This is a genomic window from Kitasatospora sp. NPDC058243, assembly GCF_042882025.1.
Classification (GTDB): Bacteria; Actinomycetota; Actinomycetes; order Streptomycetales; family Streptomycetaceae; genus Kitasatospora.
The window spans coordinates 3,365-21,448 of sequence record NZ_JBHVWW010000083.1 but is presented as its reverse complement, the minus strand read 5'-3'; the positions used below and the strand labels follow the sequence as shown (position 1 = coordinate 21,448).

Annotated in this window: 17 protein-coding genes; 11 read left to right on the top strand and 6 right to left on the bottom strand. The window is 75.6% G+C overall.

Annotation, left to right across the window (positions count from 1 at the left end):
- Positions 1–44 precede the first annotated feature (44 nt).
- Positions 45–590 carry a GbsR/MarR family transcriptional regulator gene (locus tag ACFVX9_RS35400; protein ID WP_380482517.1) on the top strand — a complete coding sequence of 182 codons (546 nt, stop codon included), beginning with the start codon at positions 45–47 and terminating at the stop codon, positions 588–590.
- A 110-nt stretch (positions 591–700) separates the two neighbouring features.
- Here ACFVX9_RS35400 and ACFVX9_RS35395 read toward each other — a convergent pair whose 3' ends face one another.
- Positions 701–2,164 (bottom strand): lytic transglycosylase domain-containing protein, encoded by a 1,464-nt coding sequence (locus ACFVX9_RS35395; RefSeq protein ID WP_380378759.1) that lies wholly within the window; start codon positions 2,162–2,164, stop codon positions 701–703.
- 673 nt (positions 2,165–2,837) lie between these two features.
- Between ACFVX9_RS35395 and ACFVX9_RS35390 the strand changes: the two genes are divergently transcribed.
- Both ACFVX9_RS35390 and ACFVX9_RS35385 read left to right on the top strand, forming a co-directional pair.
- Entirely contained in the window at positions 2,838–3,221 is a 384-nt protein-coding gene (locus tag ACFVX9_RS35390; RefSeq protein ID WP_380378761.1) for a hypothetical protein, read from the top strand.
- 33 nt (positions 3,222–3,254) lie between these two features.
- Positions 3,255–3,530 (top strand): hypothetical protein, encoded by a 276-nt coding sequence (locus ACFVX9_RS35385; RefSeq protein WP_380378763.1) that lies wholly within the window; start codon positions 3,255–3,257, stop codon positions 3,528–3,530.
- 61 nt (positions 3,531–3,591) lie between these two features.
- Here the strand turns inward: ACFVX9_RS35385 and ACFVX9_RS35380 are convergent, their stop codons facing one another.
- From ACFVX9_RS35380 to ACFVX9_RS35370, 3 genes are all read right to left on the bottom strand, one after another.
- Positions 3,592–5,226 (bottom strand): alpha/beta hydrolase, encoded by a 1,635-nt coding sequence (locus ACFVX9_RS35380; protein ID WP_380487811.1) that lies wholly within the window; start codon positions 5,224–5,226, stop codon positions 3,592–3,594.
- A gap of 100 nt (positions 5,227–5,326) precedes the next feature.
- The gene (locus tag ACFVX9_RS35375; RefSeq protein WP_380378766.1) at positions 5,327–5,968 is read right to left on the bottom strand and encodes an NAD(P)-dependent oxidoreductase; all 642 of its coding nucleotides are present in this window, start codon (positions 5,966–5,968) and stop codon (positions 5,327–5,329) included.
- A gap of 88 nt (positions 5,969–6,056) precedes the next feature.
- Positions 6,057–6,986, bottom strand: coding sequence for an EamA family transporter (locus ACFVX9_RS35370; RefSeq protein ID WP_380378767.1), 930 nt, complete (start codon positions 6,984–6,986; stop codon positions 6,057–6,059).
- A gap of 129 nt (positions 6,987–7,115) precedes the next feature.
- Between ACFVX9_RS35370 and ACFVX9_RS35365 the strand changes: the two genes are divergently transcribed.
- On the top strand, positions 7,116–7,601 hold the full coding sequence (locus tag ACFVX9_RS35365) for a MarR family winged helix-turn-helix transcriptional regulator (protein WP_380378768.1): 486 nt from the start codon (positions 7,116–7,118) through the stop codon (positions 7,599–7,601).
- Between the two features lie 39 nt (positions 7,602–7,640).
- On the opposite strand, the gene ACFVX9_RS35360 is transcribed toward ACFVX9_RS35365, so the two are convergent.
- Entirely contained in the window at positions 7,641–8,510 is an 870-nt protein-coding gene (locus ACFVX9_RS35360) for an L-histidine N(alpha)-methyltransferase (RefSeq protein WP_380378769.1), read from the bottom strand.
- On the opposite strand from ACFVX9_RS35360, the gene ACFVX9_RS35355 reads away from it, so the two are divergent.
- From ACFVX9_RS35355 to ACFVX9_RS35335, 5 genes are all read left to right on the top strand, one after another.
- Positions 8,509–10,059 (top strand): PLP-dependent aminotransferase family protein, encoded by a 1,551-nt coding sequence (locus ACFVX9_RS35355; protein WP_380378771.1) that lies wholly within the window; start codon positions 8,509–8,511, stop codon positions 10,057–10,059. The two genes, ACFVX9_RS35360 and ACFVX9_RS35355, sit on opposite strands and share 2 nt — an antisense overlap.
- A gap of 173 nt (positions 10,060–10,232) precedes the next feature.
- A complete protein-coding gene (locus ACFVX9_RS35350) occupies positions 10,233–11,447 on the top strand; it encodes a glycoside hydrolase family 3 N-terminal domain-containing protein (protein WP_387985882.1) in 1,215 nt (404 codons plus the stop codon).
- Positions 11,448–11,698: 251 nt separating this feature from the next.
- Positions 11,699–12,169: a hypothetical protein gene (locus ACFVX9_RS35345; protein WP_387985879.1), complete on the top strand. Its 471-nt coding sequence runs from the start codon at positions 11,699–11,701 to the stop codon at positions 12,167–12,169.
- Between the two features lie 257 nt (positions 12,170–12,426).
- Positions 12,427–12,771 (top strand): helix-turn-helix transcriptional regulator, encoded by a 345-nt coding sequence (locus ACFVX9_RS35340; RefSeq protein WP_063350638.1) that lies wholly within the window; start codon positions 12,427–12,429, stop codon positions 12,769–12,771.
- Between the two features lie 125 nt (positions 12,772–12,896).
- Positions 12,897–13,040 carry a DUF6126 family protein gene (locus tag ACFVX9_RS35335; RefSeq protein ID WP_159398578.1) on the top strand — a complete coding sequence of 48 codons (144 nt, stop codon included), beginning with the start codon at positions 12,897–12,899 and terminating at the stop codon, positions 13,038–13,040.
- A 43-nt stretch (positions 13,041–13,083) separates the two neighbouring features.
- Here the strand turns inward: ACFVX9_RS35335 and ACFVX9_RS35330 are convergent, their stop codons facing one another.
- Positions 13,084–15,609: a cytochrome P450 gene (locus ACFVX9_RS35330; protein WP_387985876.1), complete on the bottom strand. Its 2,526-nt coding sequence runs from the start codon at positions 15,607–15,609 to the stop codon at positions 13,084–13,086.
- A 340-nt stretch (positions 15,610–15,949) separates the two neighbouring features.
- Between ACFVX9_RS35330 and ACFVX9_RS35325 the strand changes: the two genes are divergently transcribed.
- Both ACFVX9_RS35325 and ACFVX9_RS35320 read left to right on the top strand, forming a co-directional pair.
- Positions 15,950–16,687, top strand: a complete 738-nt coding sequence (locus tag ACFVX9_RS35325; RefSeq protein WP_387985874.1) for a sigma 54 modulation/S30EA ribosomal C-terminal domain-containing protein — start codon at positions 15,950–15,952, stop codon at positions 16,685–16,687.
- A 91-nt stretch (positions 16,688–16,778) separates the two neighbouring features.
- Positions 16,779–17,210, top strand: a complete 432-nt coding sequence (locus ACFVX9_RS35320; RefSeq protein ID WP_380378779.1) for a hypothetical protein — start codon at positions 16,779–16,781, stop codon at positions 17,208–17,210.
- The last annotated feature ends 874 nt before the right edge of the window (positions 17,211–18,084 follow it).

Sequence of the window (18,084 nt, the reverse complement as noted above, 5' to 3'; positions counted from 1 at the left end):
AAAGTTCAGTCGAGTTGTTGATCACCGGAGAGGGGAAGGCGCGCGTGGTGGAGCGGGAAGCGGAGCAGGGGCGCGACGAGCAGGCGGTGTCGGACTTCGTCGAACGGTTCGCGGCCGAGCTGGCGTCCGCGGGCATGGGCCGGATGCCGTCCCGGCTCTTCTCCTGCCTGATGGCCGAGGAGAGCGGCGTGCTGACCTCCGCCGAGCTCTCCGAACGGCTGCGGATCAGCCCGGCCGCGGTGTCCGGCGGGATGCGCTACCTCATCCAGATCGGCCTGGCCGCCAAGGAACGCGAGCCGGGCTCGCGGCGCGACCGCTACCGGGTGCTGAACGACGTCTGGTTCGAGTCGCTGACCCGGCGCGACGAGTACCTGCTGCGCTGGGTGCGGGTGCTCAGGGACGGCGAGGCCACCGTCGGCGCGGGCACCGTCGCGGGGGCGCGGCTGGGGGAGAGCGCGGCCTTCTTCGCGTTCATGGTGGACGAACTGCACGGCATGCTCGCGCGGTGGCGGGTGCACCGGGAGGGGCTGGGGCCGGGGGCGCTGCCGGGGGCCGGGGCCGGCGCCGGGGCCGGGTCGGATCCGGCGTAGGGCTCGGCCTCAGTCTCGGTCTCGGTCTCGGTCTCGGGAGCGTAGCGGGCGGGGCGGGGAACGCGGACGGCCCGCACCAGGGGTGCGGGCCGTCGGCGGATGAGGCGGTGTCAGCGGGTCGGCGGGGCGGCCGAGGGGGAGAGGCCCGCGCTGGGGGTCGTGCTCGGGGCGGCGGAGGAGGGGGTGCCGCCCGGGGTGGGGGTGCCGCCGGGGGTCGGCGTCGCCGTGGCGCATCCGGGGGTGGCCGGGGTGCCGGTCGGCGTTCCGGTCGGGGTGGCCGTCGGGGACGGGCTGCCCGTCGGGGTGGTCGTGGCCGTGGCCGTCGGGCTCGGGCAGCCGGTGGGCGTTCCGGTCGGCGTCGTGGTCGGCGTCGTGGTGGGGGTGCCGGTCGGCGTTCCGGTCGGCGTTCCGGACGGGGTGCCCGACGGAGTGGTCGACGGCGTGCCGGACGGCGTGGCCGGCGGGGTCGACGGCGGCGTGCTGCTGGGCGTGCCCGTCGGGGTGGTGCTCGGATCCGTCGTCGGCTGCGCGGAGGACGACTGCGTCGGGGCCGGCGAGGTCGGCTGCGCGCTCGGTGAGGGCTGCCCGCCCGGGGTCGGGGTGGTCGCGGGGGCGCTTGGCGTCCCGGCGGTGGCGCCCGGCGTCGTCCCGGTCGGGGGCAGCAGCGGCACGAGCGGCAGGAGCGGGGAGGGCAGCGAGGCCGGCGGGGTCGAGGAGGCCGGGCGGTTCGGCACGGTGGTGACGGTGCCGCTGCCGTAGTGCGCCATCCAGTTGCGGACCGTCCGCAGGTACTCGCCCGAGTTGTTGTAGCTGAGGATCGCCCGGTCGAGCTGCGCCGGGTCGGCGAGGTCGCGCCCGCCCGCGCACAGGTAGCGGGCGGCGCTCTCGGCGGCGTCGAAGATGTTGTTCGGGTCGGCCTTGCCGTCGCCGTTGGCGTCCGTGCCCCAGGTCGCCCAGGTGGAGGGGATGAACTGCATCGGTCCGACGGCGCGGTCCCAGCGCGCGTCGCCGTCGTAGCGCCCGCCGTCGCTGTCGGGTATCGCGGCGAAGCCGTTGCCGTCCAGGGCCGGTCCGAGGATCGGGGTGAGGGTCGTCCCCGCCGCGTCCACCTGGCCGCCGTTGGCCTGGCCGGACTCGACCTGGCCGATCGCGGCCAGCAGTTGCCACGGCAGGTGGCAGCCGGGCGAGCGCTGCGCGGCCGAGGCCTCGGCCTGGCGGTAGGCGGCGAGCACGGTCGCGGGCAGGGCCGGGCCGGTGGCGGCGAAGGGGCCGGCGGTGGGCGCGCCGGGCACCGTGCCGGGCGGCTGCGGCAGTTGGACGGTGCCGCCGCCGTCGGCCGGGAGGCCGGTGCCGAAGGTGCTGCCGGCGCCGGCGGTCGGGCCGCCACCGGCCGGTGAGCCGGCGGTGTCCGGCGCCGTCACGGCGTCGGCGGCCGCGACCGGGGCGAGCCCGAAGCCCGTCACCTGGGAGCCCGTCAGCGCGGCGAGTGCGGTGAAGGCCGCAGCCGTCCCCGTGACCCGCTTGCCGAGCCGCAGCCCGCGCCCGCCCTGCACCTTGCCGAACCTCGCCGTCATACCGTGCCCCTCCCCGTAGCCGTCCCGGCCCTCCCGGAACGGATGAACCGCCGTCATCGTGCCTGCCGCCGGCCGGCGGCTCCCACAGTCGCAACGATTAGTATCACGACGATCTGACGCGACAGGGGTGGCCGGAGGTTGCCCCGGCCCGGCACCGGCGTCACAAGCCGCACGTCACCAGGGGCGGGGGAACTGTCGCTCGGGCTCGGGTCGGGGCCGGATCCGCGCCGCGGCCGGGCGGGCCGACGGCCCTGCCGGGTAAGCGAGTTGGCGTGCGCGCGCGTCCCCCGCAGGTTCCGTCCGCCGACCCGGTGGCGGCGCCGGAGGGGTGTCCGGGTCGGGTGTCGGCGGCATCTCCCCTTTCTGCCAAGGGAGTTGACCGGGGGCGTGCCGGTGGTGGGCCGGGCGTGCAGGGGCCCGGACCGGCGGTCCGGGGCGCGGGGGTGGTGCGTGCGCGTCGTTCCGGGCTCCCCGGCGGCGCCCGCCGTCGACCCTCCTGACCTGCGTGGATGCCTGCCGTCGGGCGGGCGTTTCCCTACCAGGGCGGGCGTGCGGACGCCAGGGGGCGGCCCCAACTCGCCCCTGGACGGGTGACGTTCTGGTGAAAAGGGCATGCCAGGAATCTCCGCCCGGCATGCTGTGCCCCGTGACCATGCGGATGGAGGCCCGGACTGTGAGCGCGAACCTGCCCGAGACCGTCGCCGAGGGAGCGGTCGTCCTGCCGGCCCCCCCTCGGGTGGTCGACGACCTGGCCCGCGACCTGACCCAGGCCGCGGCCGCCGTCCGGGCGGTCTCGCGGGTCGCCCGCAGCGGTGGGGACCTCGCCGTCGCCGCGTACACCGCCGTGGTGTGCACCGGGCGTTCGGCCGCCCGCGTACTGGAGGAGGCCGCCGCCTGGTGCCGGCAGGCCCCCGGGGCCGAGGTGCACTCGCTGGCCTGGGCCCGGGTGCCGGGGCACCGCGAGGACGTGGACGAGTACCGCGTCACCCTCGCCGTCAGCTTCCCCGACGACGAGACCGGCGAGCACCTCGGCGACACCCATCGCGCCCGCCGGTGAGGAAGCCGGTGAGGAATCCGTAGGATGATCCCCATGGGTGATGGGGACACGAAGCAGCTGACGGGCGACCAGTCGCAGGACACGACGGGCGACGGCCCACGAGAGCTCTCGCGGGCCGCCGCCGTGGCCGTCACGGTGCTCGCCGCCCTCTGCGGCGCCGTCGTCCTGCTGGCCGTCTTCCACTGGCTGGGCTGGAGCGTCCCCTGGGTCGGCTGGATCGTCGCCAAGGCCGGTATCAAGCTCGCCGTCGGGGGCTTCGCCGGGCTCGCCGCCGCCTTCGCCTGGCTCCGGTCGCGGCTGAGGGCCTGACCGCCGCCGTACGGACCCTGAGACCCTGGGGCCAGCCCGCCGGACGAGGTCGCGCCCGGGGTCAACCCGCCTGCGGGGTGGGGCAGACGAGGTCGTGCTGGGGGGCGCGGTCGTCGAGCAGGTAGCTCTCGACGACGTTGGTGACGCAGGAGTTGGCGGTGGGGTACTGGCCGTGGTCGCCGCTCCCGGTGACGGTCACCAGCTTGGAGCCGCGCAGCGCGCGGTGCGCGCCGAGCGCCGCCTCGTAGTACGTCGCCGGGTCGTGCACCGAGTTGAGCATCAGCACCGTCGGCAGGTGGGCGCCGGTCACCTTGACCTTGGGGGCGGGCGCGGTCGGCCAGGCCGCGCAGACCGCGCTGAAGGCCAGCGTGCGGGCGCCCACCAGCGGGTAGCGCGCGGTGTTCTCCGCGCCGTGCTGGACCCAGGTGTCCATGTCCTTGGTCCACGGGGTGTCGTTGCAGGTCACCGAGAAGTACTCGGCGAGGAACTCCGGGCCGAGGTACTGGCCGAACAGCCGCCCGGCCATCGCCTTGGCCGCGGGGTCGGCCCCCTGCCAGTCGTCGACGGCGGTCAGGGCCTGGGCGAGGAAGGGGAAGGTGTCCCGCTCGTAGATCGCGCTGATCGCGCCGTTGTCCAACTGGTTCGGGCCGATCGTCAGGGAGCCGTCGGTGATGGGCCGGTCGTGCAGCGCGGCGCGCCGCTGCTCCCAGTGCGCCTGCACCTTCTCGGGGGTGGAGCCCCAGTGGTAGGTGGCGTCGCGGGCCGCCAGCCACGGCACGAAGTCCTCGTCGAAGCGGCGCTGGAAGCTCATCGGCTGGCCCAGTTCGAACTTCTCCCAGGTGCCGTCGAAGCCGATGTTGCTGTCCAGGACCATCCGCTCGACGCGGTGCGGGAAGAGCGTCCCGTAGTAGGCCCCGATCATCGAGGCGTAGGACGGGCCGAAGTAGCTGAGCTTCTGCTCGCCGAGCAGGCCGCGGAACAGGTCGATGTCGTGGGCGGTCTGCTCGGTGTTCAGGTAGGGCAGCAGGTCGCCCGTGCGCTCCTGGCAACTGGCGGCCAGTTTCTTGGAGTTGGCGACCACCCGGTCGATCGCCGCCGGGGACTGGTCGCGGAAGTCGCCGGCCAGGAAGTCCTGGAACTCCTCCGGCGTCTGGCACACGGCCCGGGTGCTCTCGCCGACCCCGCGCTGGTCGAAGCCCACGATGTCGTACGCGGCGCCGACGGCCGGGGCGGCGGTGGCCAGGTTCGCCGGGCGCAGCAGGCCCGACGCGCCGGGGCCGCCGGCGGCCATCAGCAGCGTGCCCTTGCGCTTGGCCGGGCCGCCGGCGCGGTGCCGGGAGACGGCGATCGTCACGTCGGCGCCGGCGTCGGCGTGGTGCCAGTCGCGCGGGGCGGTCATGGTGGCGCAGTCCAGCGCCGGCTGCTTGGCGCAGGGCTGCCAGGCGAGGGTCTGGTGGGTGTAGCGGGCGGGGGCGACCTCGGCGTCGCCCGGGTTCCGGCCGGCGTCCGGGGCGGCGCCGGCGGTGGCCGGCACGGCGAGGCCGGCCAGGACGGCGGCGACGACGGCCACGGCGGCGCGCCGGGTGCGGGAGGCGGTGGCGCCGGCCGCCGGGGTGTGCGAGGCGGCGGTGTTCGGCGCGGTGGTGCTCGGCGTGATGGTGTGCGAGGCCGTGGTGTTCGATGCGTTGGTGTTCACGGGAATGATCCTGTCCGAGCCCGCCCTGACGGTCGATCATGCGGGGTTCCGTGTCCGGGGTGGTGCTGGGTACACCCCGGACACGGAGGATCGCCCCAGGTCAGTAGGCGGCGGTGAAGCGGGTGCGGCGGTGTGCGGGCTGCTCGGCCTCGTCGAGCAGGGCGACGGCGAGGTCCTCCATGGAGATCACCGAGGCGCCCTCGGCGTCCACCAGCAGTTCGTCCCGTCCGAGCCGGAAGCGGCCGGTGCGCTCGCCGGGTTCGAGCAGGGCGGCGGGGCTCAGGTAGGTCCAGTCGACGTCCGGGTCGGCGCCGCGGTAGAGGTCGAGCTGCTCGCGGCAGGCCCGGGCGATCGGCCGGAGCTCGGCGGGGAAGCCGGGGTCGTCGGCGAGAGCCGTCCCGCCGCGGCCGGGGAGGGTGAGGCTGCCCGCGCCGCCGACGGCCATCAGGCGCACGCCCGTTCCGGCGAGACCGGCCAGCAGGCCCCGGGTGGCGGCGGACAGCTCGTGCTCGCTGCCGGGCGCCGGGCGGGTGGCGGTGATCACCAGGTCCTGCCCGGCGGCGAGGCGGGCGACGTCCTCGGGGTTGCGGGCGTCGCCGACACCGAGGGCGACGGCGGCCGGCAGGCCGTGCGGTTTGGCGGGGTCGCGCAGGACGGCGGTGATCCGGTGGTGGCGGGCGAGCGCCTCGGTCACCACCCGGCTGCCGACGTTGCCGGTGGCGCCGAACACGGTGATGTGCATGGAGGTTCTCCTGGTGCGGTGGGTGCCAGCGGCTGCTGGCCGGGGATCGGGGCGTGCGGAGGGGAGTTCGGCGGGGAGCGGGACGGGGTCAGGCGTTCTCGCGGACGGGCGGCGCGGCGGCCGGCGCGGTGGGTACGGCGGGCGCGGAGGCCGCGGTGGTGCTGGGGAGTCGCCGGGTCTGGGCCGCGATCAGCGAGCCGAGGACGATCAGTGCGCCGAGCGCCTGGAGCGGGCTGAGGTCCTGCCCGAGGGCCAGCCAGCCGATCGCGGTGGCGACCACCGGGCTGAGCAGCGAGAGGAAGGAGACCGAGGTCGGCGGCAGTGCCCGGATCCCGCGGAACCAGAGCGCGTACGTGAGCGCCGCGCCGATCAGACTGAGGTAGCCGTAGCCGAGCAGGTTGCCGCCGGTGAGGTGGGACGGCGGGGCGCCCTCGACGAACAGCGCGACCGGTACCAGCAGCAGTCCGCCGGCGGTGAGCTGCCAGCCGGTGGTGGCGAGCAGCGGGGCGGGGGAGACCCAGCGCTTGGAGAGGACGACGCCGGTGGCCATGACGACCGCGCCGGCGAGCGCGGCGGCCACGCCGACGGCGTCCAGCTGGGCGTTGGCCCGCAGGACCAGCAGGCTGACGCCCGCGATCCCCGCGATGCCGCAGATCACCGTGCGCGGTGTGAGCCGGTCGCCGAGCAGCGCGGCCGAGAGTCCGGCGGTGATCAGCGGCTGGACGGCACCGACGGTGGCGGCGACCCCGCCGGGGAGGCGGTAGGCGGCGATGAAGAGGAGGGCGAGGAAGGCGCCGATGTTCAGCGCGCCGAGGACCGGTGCGCGCCACCACCAGCTGCCCTTCGGCAGCCGGCGGGTGACGGCGATCAGCAGCAGTCCTGCGGGCAGGGCCCGGAGGACGGCCGCGAGGAGTGGACGGTGGGGCGGGAGCAGTTCGGTGGTGACGATGTACGTCGACCCCCAGACGGCGGGGGCTATCGCCGTCACCAGCACGATTCCGAGGCGATTTCTTAGCACTAAGCAAATGTATCTCAGCGCTAAGGCATCTCTCGCCGCTTTGACGGGGTGACGTGGCTCACAGTTACCTCATCGCTAAGGAATCGCGGCGGAATCCCCTACCCTGAACCTGTGGCAGATGCAGATCATGTGGACCGAGTAGTCGCGCAGTGGGCCGCCGAGCGCCCCGACCTGGACGTCTCCCCGATGGAGGTGATCGGCCGACTCAAGCGCCTCTACCGCCTGATGGACGCGGAGCTCAACCGGACCTTCGGCGAACACGGCCTGGACGCCGCCTCCTTCGACGTCCTCGCCACCCTCAAGCGCAGCGGCCCGCCCTACCGCCTCACCCCCACCGGACTGATGCAGTCCGCCATGGTCACCTCCGGCGCCATCACCCAGCGCCTCGACCGTCTGGAGGCCCGCGGCCTGGTCACCCGCACCCAGAGTGACCAGGACGGCCGCAGCCGCGTGGTCGGGCTCACTCCCGAGGGCCACGCCCTGATCGACCGCGCCCTCCCCGACCACCTCGCCACCGAGCGGCTCCTCCTCGCCGGCCTCGACGCCCCCCGGACCGCCGCGCTCGTCGACGCCATGCGCACCCTCCTGGCCGCCCTCGGCGACAGCCCGGAGTGAGCGGGCGGGCAGGCGGGCGGACCTCCCCGCCCGACCGGCCTACGGGTTGACCGCCACCGCCTTGAAGAAGGTGTAGTGGAACGTCCCGCCCGGCTCGGCCGTGCGGCGCAGTTCGGCGATGCCGCGGTCGAAGGCGTCGGGGGTGGTCAGCCCGGCGGCCAGCGCCTCGGTGCGGACGGCCTCGACCATCGCGACGAAGGTGCGCCGGGTGAAGCCCTCGACCAGGGCGGGGCGGGCGCCGTCGGCGTGGACGGTGCGGGGGCGGACGACCACGTCCCGGAAGCCGGCCTCCGTCATGAGCGGGTACAGGCGGCGCCCGAGCAGGGCGTCGCCGCCCGCCGCCGCCTGGAGCTGCACCAGCAGGTCGACCGCGTCGCGGGCCGCCGGGCCCTGCGGGTGGAAGAAGGCCGAGCCGTGGTCGCCCTCGATCACCGTGATCGTGCCGCCCGGCCGCAGCACCCGCCGCAGCGCGGTCAACGCGGCCACCGGATCGGCCAGGTGCTCCAGCACGAAGCACACGAAGACGTGGTCGAACGCGCCGTCCGGGAAGGGGAGTCGGTGCAGGTCGCCGTGGTGCCAGGTGACCCGCGCGGTGGGCGCCTCGGCCGCCACCCGGGCCCGGGCCTGCGCCAGCGACTCCGCCGAGACGTCCACCGCCGTCAGCAGCACGCCGGGACTGGCGGCCAGCAGGTGCGCGGTCTGCGCCCCCACCCCGCAGCCGGCCTCCAGCACCCGGCTGCCCGCCGGGTACGCGGTGCCCGCGTGCAGCAGCTCGGCGAGGGTGTCCGCCTGGTCGCCGAGCCGTTGCGCCTCGGTCTCCGAGTAGCCGTGGACGTAGCCGGGGGCGTAGTTGTGGCCGGGGCCTTCGGCGTCCTGCCGGTCGTTCAGTGGTGCCGTTTCCGTGGTCATGGCCCCACCCTCACGCCACAATGGCCCGGTGAACAGGTCCAAAGAAGCACCGGACGGCAGGTCCAAACAGGCGGACCCGGGCGCCGACTTCCTCCAGCTCGACACCGCCGACGCCCCGCCCGGCGGCCTGACCGGCTGGCTCGCCCGCCGACTGCGCGAGGCCATCGCCGACGGCCGCCTCCCCACGGGCAGCAGGCTGCCCGCCACCCGGGGGCTGGCGGCCGAACTCGGCGTCTCCCGGGGAGTGGTGACCGACGCCTACCGGCGCCTCGCCGAGGAGGGCCAGATCGCCGGCCGGGGCAGGGGCGGCACCGTCGTCGTCGCGGTTCCGGCGCCGCCCGTGCCCCCGTTGTCGGCCGCGCCCTCGTTGTCAGCCACATCCCCGGCCCCGCCGCGCGCCCGGCCGGAGCCCGTCCTGTTCCACGCCGACCCCGACCCCGAGGTGTTCGACCTGCTGCGCGGCACGCCCGCCCGGATCGACCTCACGCCCGGCGTGCCCGACCTCGCCGCCTTCCCCCGCACCGCCTGGCTGCGTGCCGAACGCGCCGTCCTCGACGGCCTCGCCGCCGCCGACCTCGGCTACGGCGACGTCCGCGGCACCCCCGCACTGCGCCGGGCCGTCGCCCACTGGCTGGCCCGCAACCGGGGCATCCGCGCCGAACCGGACGAGGTGCTGATCGTCGCCGGGACGGCCCAGGCCCTCGCCCTGCTCGGCCGGGCCCTCGGCCGGATGGGCGTCACCGAGGTCGCCGTCGAGGACCCGGGCTCGCTCGGCGCCCGCCAGCACCTCGCCCACTGGCTCGCCGCGACCCCGCCCGTCCCGGTCGACGCCGAGGGCGTCCGGGTCGACGCGCTGCGCGCCACCGGCGCCCCGGCCGTCCTGCTCACCCCGGCCCACCAGTACCCGACCGGGGTCGTCCTCGGCGGCGAGCGGCGGCGCGAACTGCTGCGCTGGGCGGGCGAGGGCGGCCTGGTCATCGAGGACGACTACGACGCCGAGCACCGCTACGACCGCCCGCCCGTCCCCGCGCTGCGCGCCGCCCTGCCGGAGCAGGTCTGCTACGCGGGCAGCATCTCCAAGCTGCTCGCCCCCGCGCTGCGCACCGGCTGGCTGCTGGTGCCGCCGCGGCTGCGCGAGGCCGTCCTGGAGGCCAAGCGGTTCGCCGACCTGGGCAACCCGGTGCTGCCGCAGCTGGTGCTGGCCCGGCTGATGGAGTCCGGCGAACTCGACCGCCACCTGCGGCTGTTGCGCCACCGCCACCGCCGCCGACGGGACGCGATGATCGCCGCCGTCCACGCCCACCTCCCCGGCGCCACCGTCCACGGCGCGGCGGCCGGCCTGCACCTGATGCTCACCCTGCCAGCCGGGGTCCGCTGCACGGACACCGAACTGGCCACGGCGGCGCTCGCCGAGGGCGTCAAGGTGCAGCCGCTGTCCTGGCATGCGCGCCTGCCGTACCCGCCGGGGCTGGTGCTCGGCTACGCGGCGGGTGCGCCGGGGGAGATCGCGGAGGGGATCGCCGTCCTGGGGCGGTTGCTGCGCCGGTAAGGCTGAGGTCTGAGGGCTGAGGTCTGAGGGCGGTCGGCACCCGGGTCCCCCGTCCGCGCGGGCTCGGGTGTGCTCTTCCGGGGTCCGGGCTATGGTGGCGACGGGCTCGGGTGCCTTGACGGCCTCGGGTGCCTTGACGGGCCGTATCCCGCTGCCGACCTCAGGGAGGCGTGATGGCCGTGCTTCGGCGCACCGTCCAGTTCGGCGCGATGCTGGTGGTGTTGGCGGCCACGCTCGGGCCGGTTCCGGCCGGGTCGGTGTCGGCGTCCGCACCGGCGTCCGCACCAATATCCGTGCGGGCCTCGATACCGGACGTGCCGGGGTCGATACCGGGGCGGGTCAGTGCCCCGGGTGAGGGGACGGTGGTGGCGGAGATGGCCGATCAGGACGCGCGGCAGCTCGCGGGGCGCCGGATCGTACTCTCCTACGCCGGTCCGACACCGCCGCCGGGCGTGCTGCAGACGATTCGGGAGGGGCGGGCGGCCGGGGTCATCCTGTTCGCCGAGAATGTCACGAGCCCGGCGCAACTCGCCGAGGCCGTCGGTCAGTTGCGGCAGGCGGCGGCGCAGTCGCCGGTGCCCGAGGGGCTGTTGCTGATGACCGACCAGGAAGGCGGCAAGGTGCGCCGCCTGCCCGGCGCGCCCGAACTCTCCGCCCGCCGGACCGGATCGGAGCCCGACCCGCTCGGCGCGGCGGGCCGCGCCGGGGTCGGCGCCGCCGGGACGCTCGCGGACGCGGGGCTCAACGTGAACCTCGCGCCGGTGCTGGACGTCTACGACACCCCGGGCAACTTCATCGACCGCCATGAGCGTTCCTACGGTCAGGACCCCGCCGGCGTCGGCGAGTTGGGCAGCGCCTTCCTCGCCGCCCAGCAGGGCCTGGGCGTCGCCGCCACCGCCAAGCACTTCCCCGGGCTGGGCTCGGCAGTCAACGGCGAGAACACCGATGACCGCCCCGTCACCCTGTCCGTGCCGCTGGACGAGCTGCGCGCCCGCGGTGAGGAGCCCTACCGGGCGGCCATCGCGGCGGGCGTCCGGCTGGTGATGGCCTCCTGGGCGGTCTACCCGGCGCTCGACCCGGACCGCCCGGCGGGGATGTCGCCCGCCGTGGTCGAGGGCGAGCTGCGCGGCCGCCTGGGCTTCCGGGGCGTCACCGTCACCGACGCCCTGGAGGCCGAGGCCCTCGCCCCGTACGGCGGCCCCGGCGACCGCGCGGTGGCCGCCGCCGAGGCCGGGATGGACCTGATCCTCTGCTCCGCCCGCGACCCTCAGCAGGCCGAGGACGCCACCACGGCCCTCGCCGACGCCCTGGACTCCGGCCGGCTCGACCGCGCCGCCTTCGCGGCCGCCGTCACCCGGGTCGACGCCCTGCGGGCCTCCCTGGACTGAGCCGGCGGCGGCCGACCGGCCCCGCGCCGGGCACCGGGGAGGCCGGCCGTGGCAGGTGCGCGGAGCCCGACCCTCCGGGGTGGGATTACGCCATCAAAGGTCTGGTTTCGGTCTGCTCGGCACTTCGAAGGCAGAATCGCGGTCATGGCATGGGAATCGCATGGCAAAGTCTCTTCATGGCGCATGTGAAATGTCACATGTGCTACCTCACCTGTTCTGATCGTTCCTCGTACCCTCCGAAGGAGGAGGCAATGAACCGCATCACCCGGATCGCCTCGGGCGCGGCCGGCGTCGTCGCCCTGCTCGCGGCGCCGGTGCCGGCGCTCGCCGTGTCGACCAGCGGCGCCGCCGAGACCGCCGCCACGGTGACGACCTGCGGCTACAACGGCCTGCAGGCCGGGCTGTCGACCAAGGTCTGCGCCGAGGTCACCGGCGGCAGCGTCGTGCTGTACGGGCAGATCGGCCTGGCCGGTCCGCCCACTCCGGACACCCCGTGGCCGCCGAAGTCGCAGGAGCTGCTCACCCGCCTGTCGGCCGGGGTGGTCGGCGGCGAGTCGCTCGGCTCGGCGAGCGTGCGCGCCGTGTTCACGGCCGCCACCGTGCGGGTCGACGGCGTCAGCGTCACCGTGCCGTGCGGTTCGACCCTCCATGCGACCTTCGCCGTCGAGTCGATCTGGCGGGGGCCGGCCCCGGTCGAGGTGGATGTACCTGTACTCTGCTGACGGAACCTCACCATGACCGCCGAGTCCGGGAGTTGGCAGCGTCCCGGGCTCGGCTTCCGGCGTTCCCGCGCGCCCTCCGGATGTGACGTGGACCACTCGGGGGCGGCCCCGGCGGGCCGGGCGGCCGCCAGCCGACGGCCGGGCGCCCACTGTGACGACTTGAAGAAATCTTCATCTGTGGCGATGATGCTTGCCGGCCGCCGGTGAGGACGCGGCCGCACGCTCACCGAGCCGTACCCGAGGGAGGGACGCGGACCATGCCCGTCCCGCTGTACCAGGCCAAGGCGGAGTTCTTCCGCACCCTCGGCCACCCGGTCCGGATCCGGGTGCTGGAACTGCTCCAGGACGGGCCCCGGCCGGTGCGCGAGCTGCTGGCCGAGATCGAGGTCGAGCCCTCCAACCTCTCCCAGCAGCTCGCGGTGCTGCGCCGTACCCAACTGGTCGCCGCCACTCGCGAGGGCAACACCGTGGTGTACGCGCTCAGCACCCCGGACGTGGCCGAGCTGCTGCGGGCCGCGCGCCGGATCCTGACCGAGCTGATCACCGACCAGGGCGCGCTGCTCACCGAACTGCGCGAGCCCGGCGGCCGGCCGCACCGTTGAGCCCGCCGAGGCCCTCGGGCCGGTCGAGCGTGTCGAGCCCTTCGAGCCCGTTGGACCCTTCGAGCCCGTCGGGACCGTTGAACCCGCGCCCGACCCGGCCGGCCGACCCGAGGAGAACCCCCGCCATGAGCGAGAGCACGAGCGACGGCACGCGCGAGGAGAAGCGCCGACGCAAGGCCATGCTCATCCGGGCGGGCATCTACATCTTCGCCACGCACCTGTTCGCCGGCTTCGTGCTGCTGCTGTTCGCGCTCGGCGGCCGCAAGTAGGCACCTCCTGCGTCCTGCCCGGCCAAGGCCGGCCGGACAGGGCCTACGTCCGAGGGCTGTCCGTCACGAGGTAGCGGTCGCTGGTGCTGGTCCAGGCCTGGACGCCCTCGATGAGCTCCCGGGTGCCGTCCAGGTACCAGCGCCCGGCCGGGTGGCGGTGGCGCAGGTCGCTGCGCAGCGCGTCGTTCTCCCGCCGCAGCCGGGCGACCCGGGAGCGGACGGCGCCGACGGCCCGGCTGCGGGTGCAGCCGCGGATCCGTTGCAGGGCGAGGACGGTGTTGAAGGCGGCCGCGCTCTGGCGTTCCTCCCGCTCCAGTGAGTACAGGTCGTTGATCAGCGTGGCGGCGTCGGCGGTGTTGGCACGCAGCCGGTGCAGTGCGGGCTCCGCGTGGAGGGCGGCGGGGGCGTCGGCGCCGTGGACCCGTTCCAGTATGTTCATGAACGGGTAGAGACAGCTGCCGTGGCGGCGCAGCCGCATGGTCTCGGGCAGGCCGAGGGCGGGGACGGTGCCGTGGGCGCGGTGTTCGGCCTCGGCGGGGAAGGTCTCCAGGCAGGCCTGCCACTCCCGGGCGGCCCGGGCGCGCCAGTTGGGGGACATGCCCTGCGCCTGGCGGCTCCACAGGTCGTGCCAGGCGCGGAGCACGTGGTCGCCGGAGCGCGGCGCCGGGCCCGCGCCGACCGGCGCGGAGGCGCCCGTCCGATCGGCCCCGGTGCGGTACAGGACGTCGATGAGCGGGTCGACGACGTCGCGGGCTTCGACGGGGCGGCGCCCGGGCGGGCCGTCGAAGCGGTCGTCGAGGATGGTGAACCAGCCCAGCATGTCCACCAGCAGGTCGAGGTCGGCGCCGTGCGCGCGGGGGAAGGCGTGGCCGATCAACTCGTGCAGGGCGTAGGCCCCGTAGCGGGTCATCTCGGGCGGGGTGAGGAGGTTGCGGCCGACCACCCAGGCGGCGTGCCGGGCCGCGGCGGTGCGCAGTTCGCCGGACCGTTGCGGGAGTTGGGGCGCGGCGGGGGCGGGGGCGGGGACGCTCACCGGGCAGCGGGCCGCCGGCGGGGCCTCGACGGCCGCCCGGTCGTCCCGCGCCCGGTCCTCCCGCGCCCGGTCGTCCCCCGCTCGGCCCTCTCCCACCCGGTCGTCCGGCGGGCTGTCCGGGCGGGGCACCCGGGCGCCGCGCGGGGTCAGCCGCACGCGCAGCCCGTGCGCCTGGACCGTCGTCCACACCACTTCCCGGGCCCGGGCGCCGGGGACGGCCACCGGCCGCCAGCGGCGCAGGATCGCGGCCGCCGCGACGGTCAGCTCGGCCCAGGCGAAGGCCTCCCCGATGCACTTGTGCTTGCCGGCCCCGAACGGGAGGAAGGAGTGCCGCCCGGCCCCGCCGGACTGCCAGCGCTCCGGGCGGAAGCGCAGCGGGTCCGGGTAGCGGTCCGGGTCGCGGTGCAGTGCGGTGAGGCTGTAGAGCAGTTCGGTGCCGGCCGGGATCCGGTACGGGCCGAGGTCCACCGGCACCTGGGCGGTGCGCATCAGGAAGGCGTTGGGCGCGTGCAGCCGCACCACCTCCTGGGTGACGCTGCGGGTGTAGGTGAGCCTGGCCAGCGCCTCGGGGGTGGGGGCGGCTCCGGCGGGCAGGTGCTCGTCGAGTTCGGCGAGCACCCGGGCCTCCACCTCGGGGTGGCGCAGGAGTTCGTCGAGGAGCCAGGTCAGCGTGGTGGAGACGGTCTCGGTGCCCGCGCCGAACATGGTGATCGCCTCGGACCGGACGTCCGCCTCGGTGAGCGGCCGGCCGGTGCCCGGGTCGGTGGCGGCGCGCAGCAGGGCGGGCAGGGTGCCGCCCCGCTCGGCGGATCGGGTGCCCGTCGGCCTGACGGCCTGGTCGACGACCTGGTTGAGCACCCGGACGGCGGCGTCGAAGCGCCGGTTGACCGCCAGCGGCAGCCGGGCGAGCGCCGGGTGCGGGTAGAGGGACTGGACGATCTGGCCCTTCACCAGGTCCGGCAGGGCCTGGTGGAAGGCCAGGGTGGCATCCTCGCTCAGCCGGGCGTCGAACAGCGAGCGGGTGACGATCTCCAGCGCGAGGTGGTTCATCTCCTTGGCCACGTCGAGGACTTGCCCGGGGTGCCAGCGCCTGGCCCGCTCCTCGGTGACCTGGTGCATCACGGCGACGTACTCGGCCATCCGGTCCGGCCCGAAGGCGGGTTGGATGATCCGGCGGCGGTCGCGGTGGGCCTGGCCCTCGGACATCAGCAGGCCGTCGCCGAACGCCGTCTTGAGGGTGTCCTGGACGGCGCCGCGCGGGCAGTCGTAGGCGAGGGCGACGAGCAGGGTGTGGACGAGCGGGGCGTCGGTGACCACGCAGACGGTGCGCGGCCCGAGCCGGATCCGGACGACGCCGCCGTGCCGGGAGAGCGAGCCGAGGAAGCCGAGCGGGTCGCGCAGCAGGGCGGCCGCGTGGCCGAGGCCGGGGACGGCGCCGGGGGCGAGCGGGGGGACGGCCGAGCGGGTGGTACGGGGTGCGGTGGGTGCGGTTCTCGGGGGGAGGTCCCGTTGCCGCGTCTCGGTCAGCAGGGTCATGTCAGTACCTCTCATCAGAGGAGCCGGTGCGGACGGTACCGGGGGCCCCGACGGGCCGGCCGGGTGGTGGGGGGCCGGCTCGCGCGGATCCGCGCGTGCCCCGGCTGGAGGGGCGCACGTCATGGCAAACGCGCCGGTTCGACGGGCGTTGCGCCGAACGCGGGTGGATCACTCCAACGGTCGATCATCCGCAGTGGCCCCGACCGCCCCGGAACGCGGTGCTGACCTGCGGCGAAGGCCCCACCGGAAAGATCCGGGCCGGGCCCCTCGCGCAGGGTCTTTGGACCCTCGCCGCCCGGCCGCCCGAGGGCCAGCATGGTCCGGGAGAAGGAGGACCCTGATGACCAGTCTGCGCCACCGGCCCGCCCTCGACGTCCGGGTGGAGATCCGCGGCGAGCTGCCGCGTGAGAACGCCGAGTACGCCCGGGCGCAGGCACTGGAGACGGCCGCCGGGCTCGGCCCCGGAACCCGCACGCTGCGCATCCGGCTCACCCGCGTGCGCGACCGGGCCATGACCCGGCCCGCCCTCGCGCAGGCCCACGTCGACCTGGCCGGCGCCGGTCCGGTCCGGGTGCAACTCGCCGCCGCCACCGCCCGCGAGGCCGTCGACGTCGCCCTGGGCACCCTCGCCGGCCGGGCCGCCCGGCTGCGCGAGCAGGGCGACATCGGATTCGCCGCCGCCCACGAGAGCGCCTACCGCCCGCAGTACGCCGCCCGCCCGCTCGCCGAACGGCGGATCGCCCGGCGCAAGGAGGTCGTCCTCGCCCGCCGCACCCCCGAGCAGGCCACCCGCGAACTGCTCGCGCTGGACCGGCCGTTCCACCTCTTCGCGGACGCCGTGACCGGCCGGGACGCGCTGGTCCACCGCTGCCCGCTCAGCGGCGCGCCCGGGGCGGGCCGGTCCACGGGCGCCGACCCGGCGGACCCGCTCGACCTCACCGAGGCGGCCCGGCGGCTCTGGCTGACCGGCGGCCCGTTCGTCTGCTACGCCGACCCCGGCGACGGCCGTGCCCGGGTGCTCTACCGCCGCTACGACGGCCACTACGGCCTGATAACGCCGGTAGCGGAGCCTCGTTGACGGGCAGGAGAACCACCGGGGCGGGCCCACCGGCCCCGATGGCCACGACCGCCACGACCGCCACGACTTCCACGACAGGGGAACCGGGACCATGGACTGCGACGAGGTCATGCTGACCGTCCGGATCACCGCCGCCGAACGCGCGCTGCTGCGGGCCCTCGCCCGCGGCCACGGCGGGGACGTCTCCGAGGTGGTGGTCGACGGCCTGCTGGAGGTCATCCCCGCGCTGCACGACGACGCCTCCGCGCTGCAACTGCGGCGCGTCCTGGCCCGGCCCGCCCCCTGCGCCCTGACCCTCTGGCTGCCCGCCCCGATCGCGGACCTGCTGCCGCTGCTGGGCGAGCGGATCGCGCGGACCGGCGGCCCGTCGAGCGGACCGGCCAGCGCCGCGCTGTCCGCCGCGCTGCGCCTGTGGCTCGCCGGGGACCGGGCGGGGCTGGTCGCCGGGCTGGCCCGGCTGCACGGCGGCTGCGCCGGCGGGCGGGCGGCGGCGCAGGCGGCCCCGGTGCGGGTGGCGGCCTGACCGGTTCCGGTGGCCGGTCGGCGGCCTGGCCGGTTGTTGACGGTGCGTCAGTCATCGGCTCCAGCTGGCATGTCCTGGGCGGGAATTGGCCAGTTCAGGACTCTGGTCAGGGCCCTGTGGCACGCCCTAGCATTCCCGTCACGGCCGTCTGAGCCCAGGCCCCGGGACTCCGGCCGGGTGGCCGCCACCACCCCGTTGCCGGGGAGCGCACACCCCCCGAGTGCGCTTCCCGGCACCGTCACGTCCGGGGCCGTCCCCGGGGGACTCCCGGCCCGCCCCCTCCGGTGTCGTCCGCTCCGCGCGACCCGGCCCGCCGTGTGCGAGCGGCCGAATTCCGCAAGAGGTTTTCGTTATTCCCGTGCGGCCCACCGCTCTCCTGAGTGCCGGAAGGTGCGGGCCCCCGCTCGGCAGGGCGCCCGCACCTCGCACGAGGAGGGGAAACGCGATGGGACGCCGGAGCGCGGAGCCGCGCCCCCCGTAGCGGCAACTCGCCTCCGGCGTCGGCCGGTTCACTTCACGGCGGGTGGCGGCGCGCTGGTGCTCGGGCTCGACGGCCGCTGGTACTACGGTGGTCGGTTAGGGCGTGTCTTGTGGATCAGGTCGGATCAGCGCGCGGCGTCTGGGTGCGTGCATCGTAAGGCGGAGGAGGGAGTCCATGCGGAGCATCGGCGACCGACGACAACGCGGCGAGGTGCGTGCCCAGGCGTCGCGGGCCCGGCCTGATCCACAAGACACGCCCCCGGGGGGAGTTCGAGCAGCCCGAACGGCCGGCCGTGCAACAACCGGCCGCTGCTGAAGGCCTCCTGAGACCGTCCGGCGGCGGGGGGGGGGGGGGGTGCGGGTCCCCCTGTTTGTCTCCCTCCCGCTTCCCCTG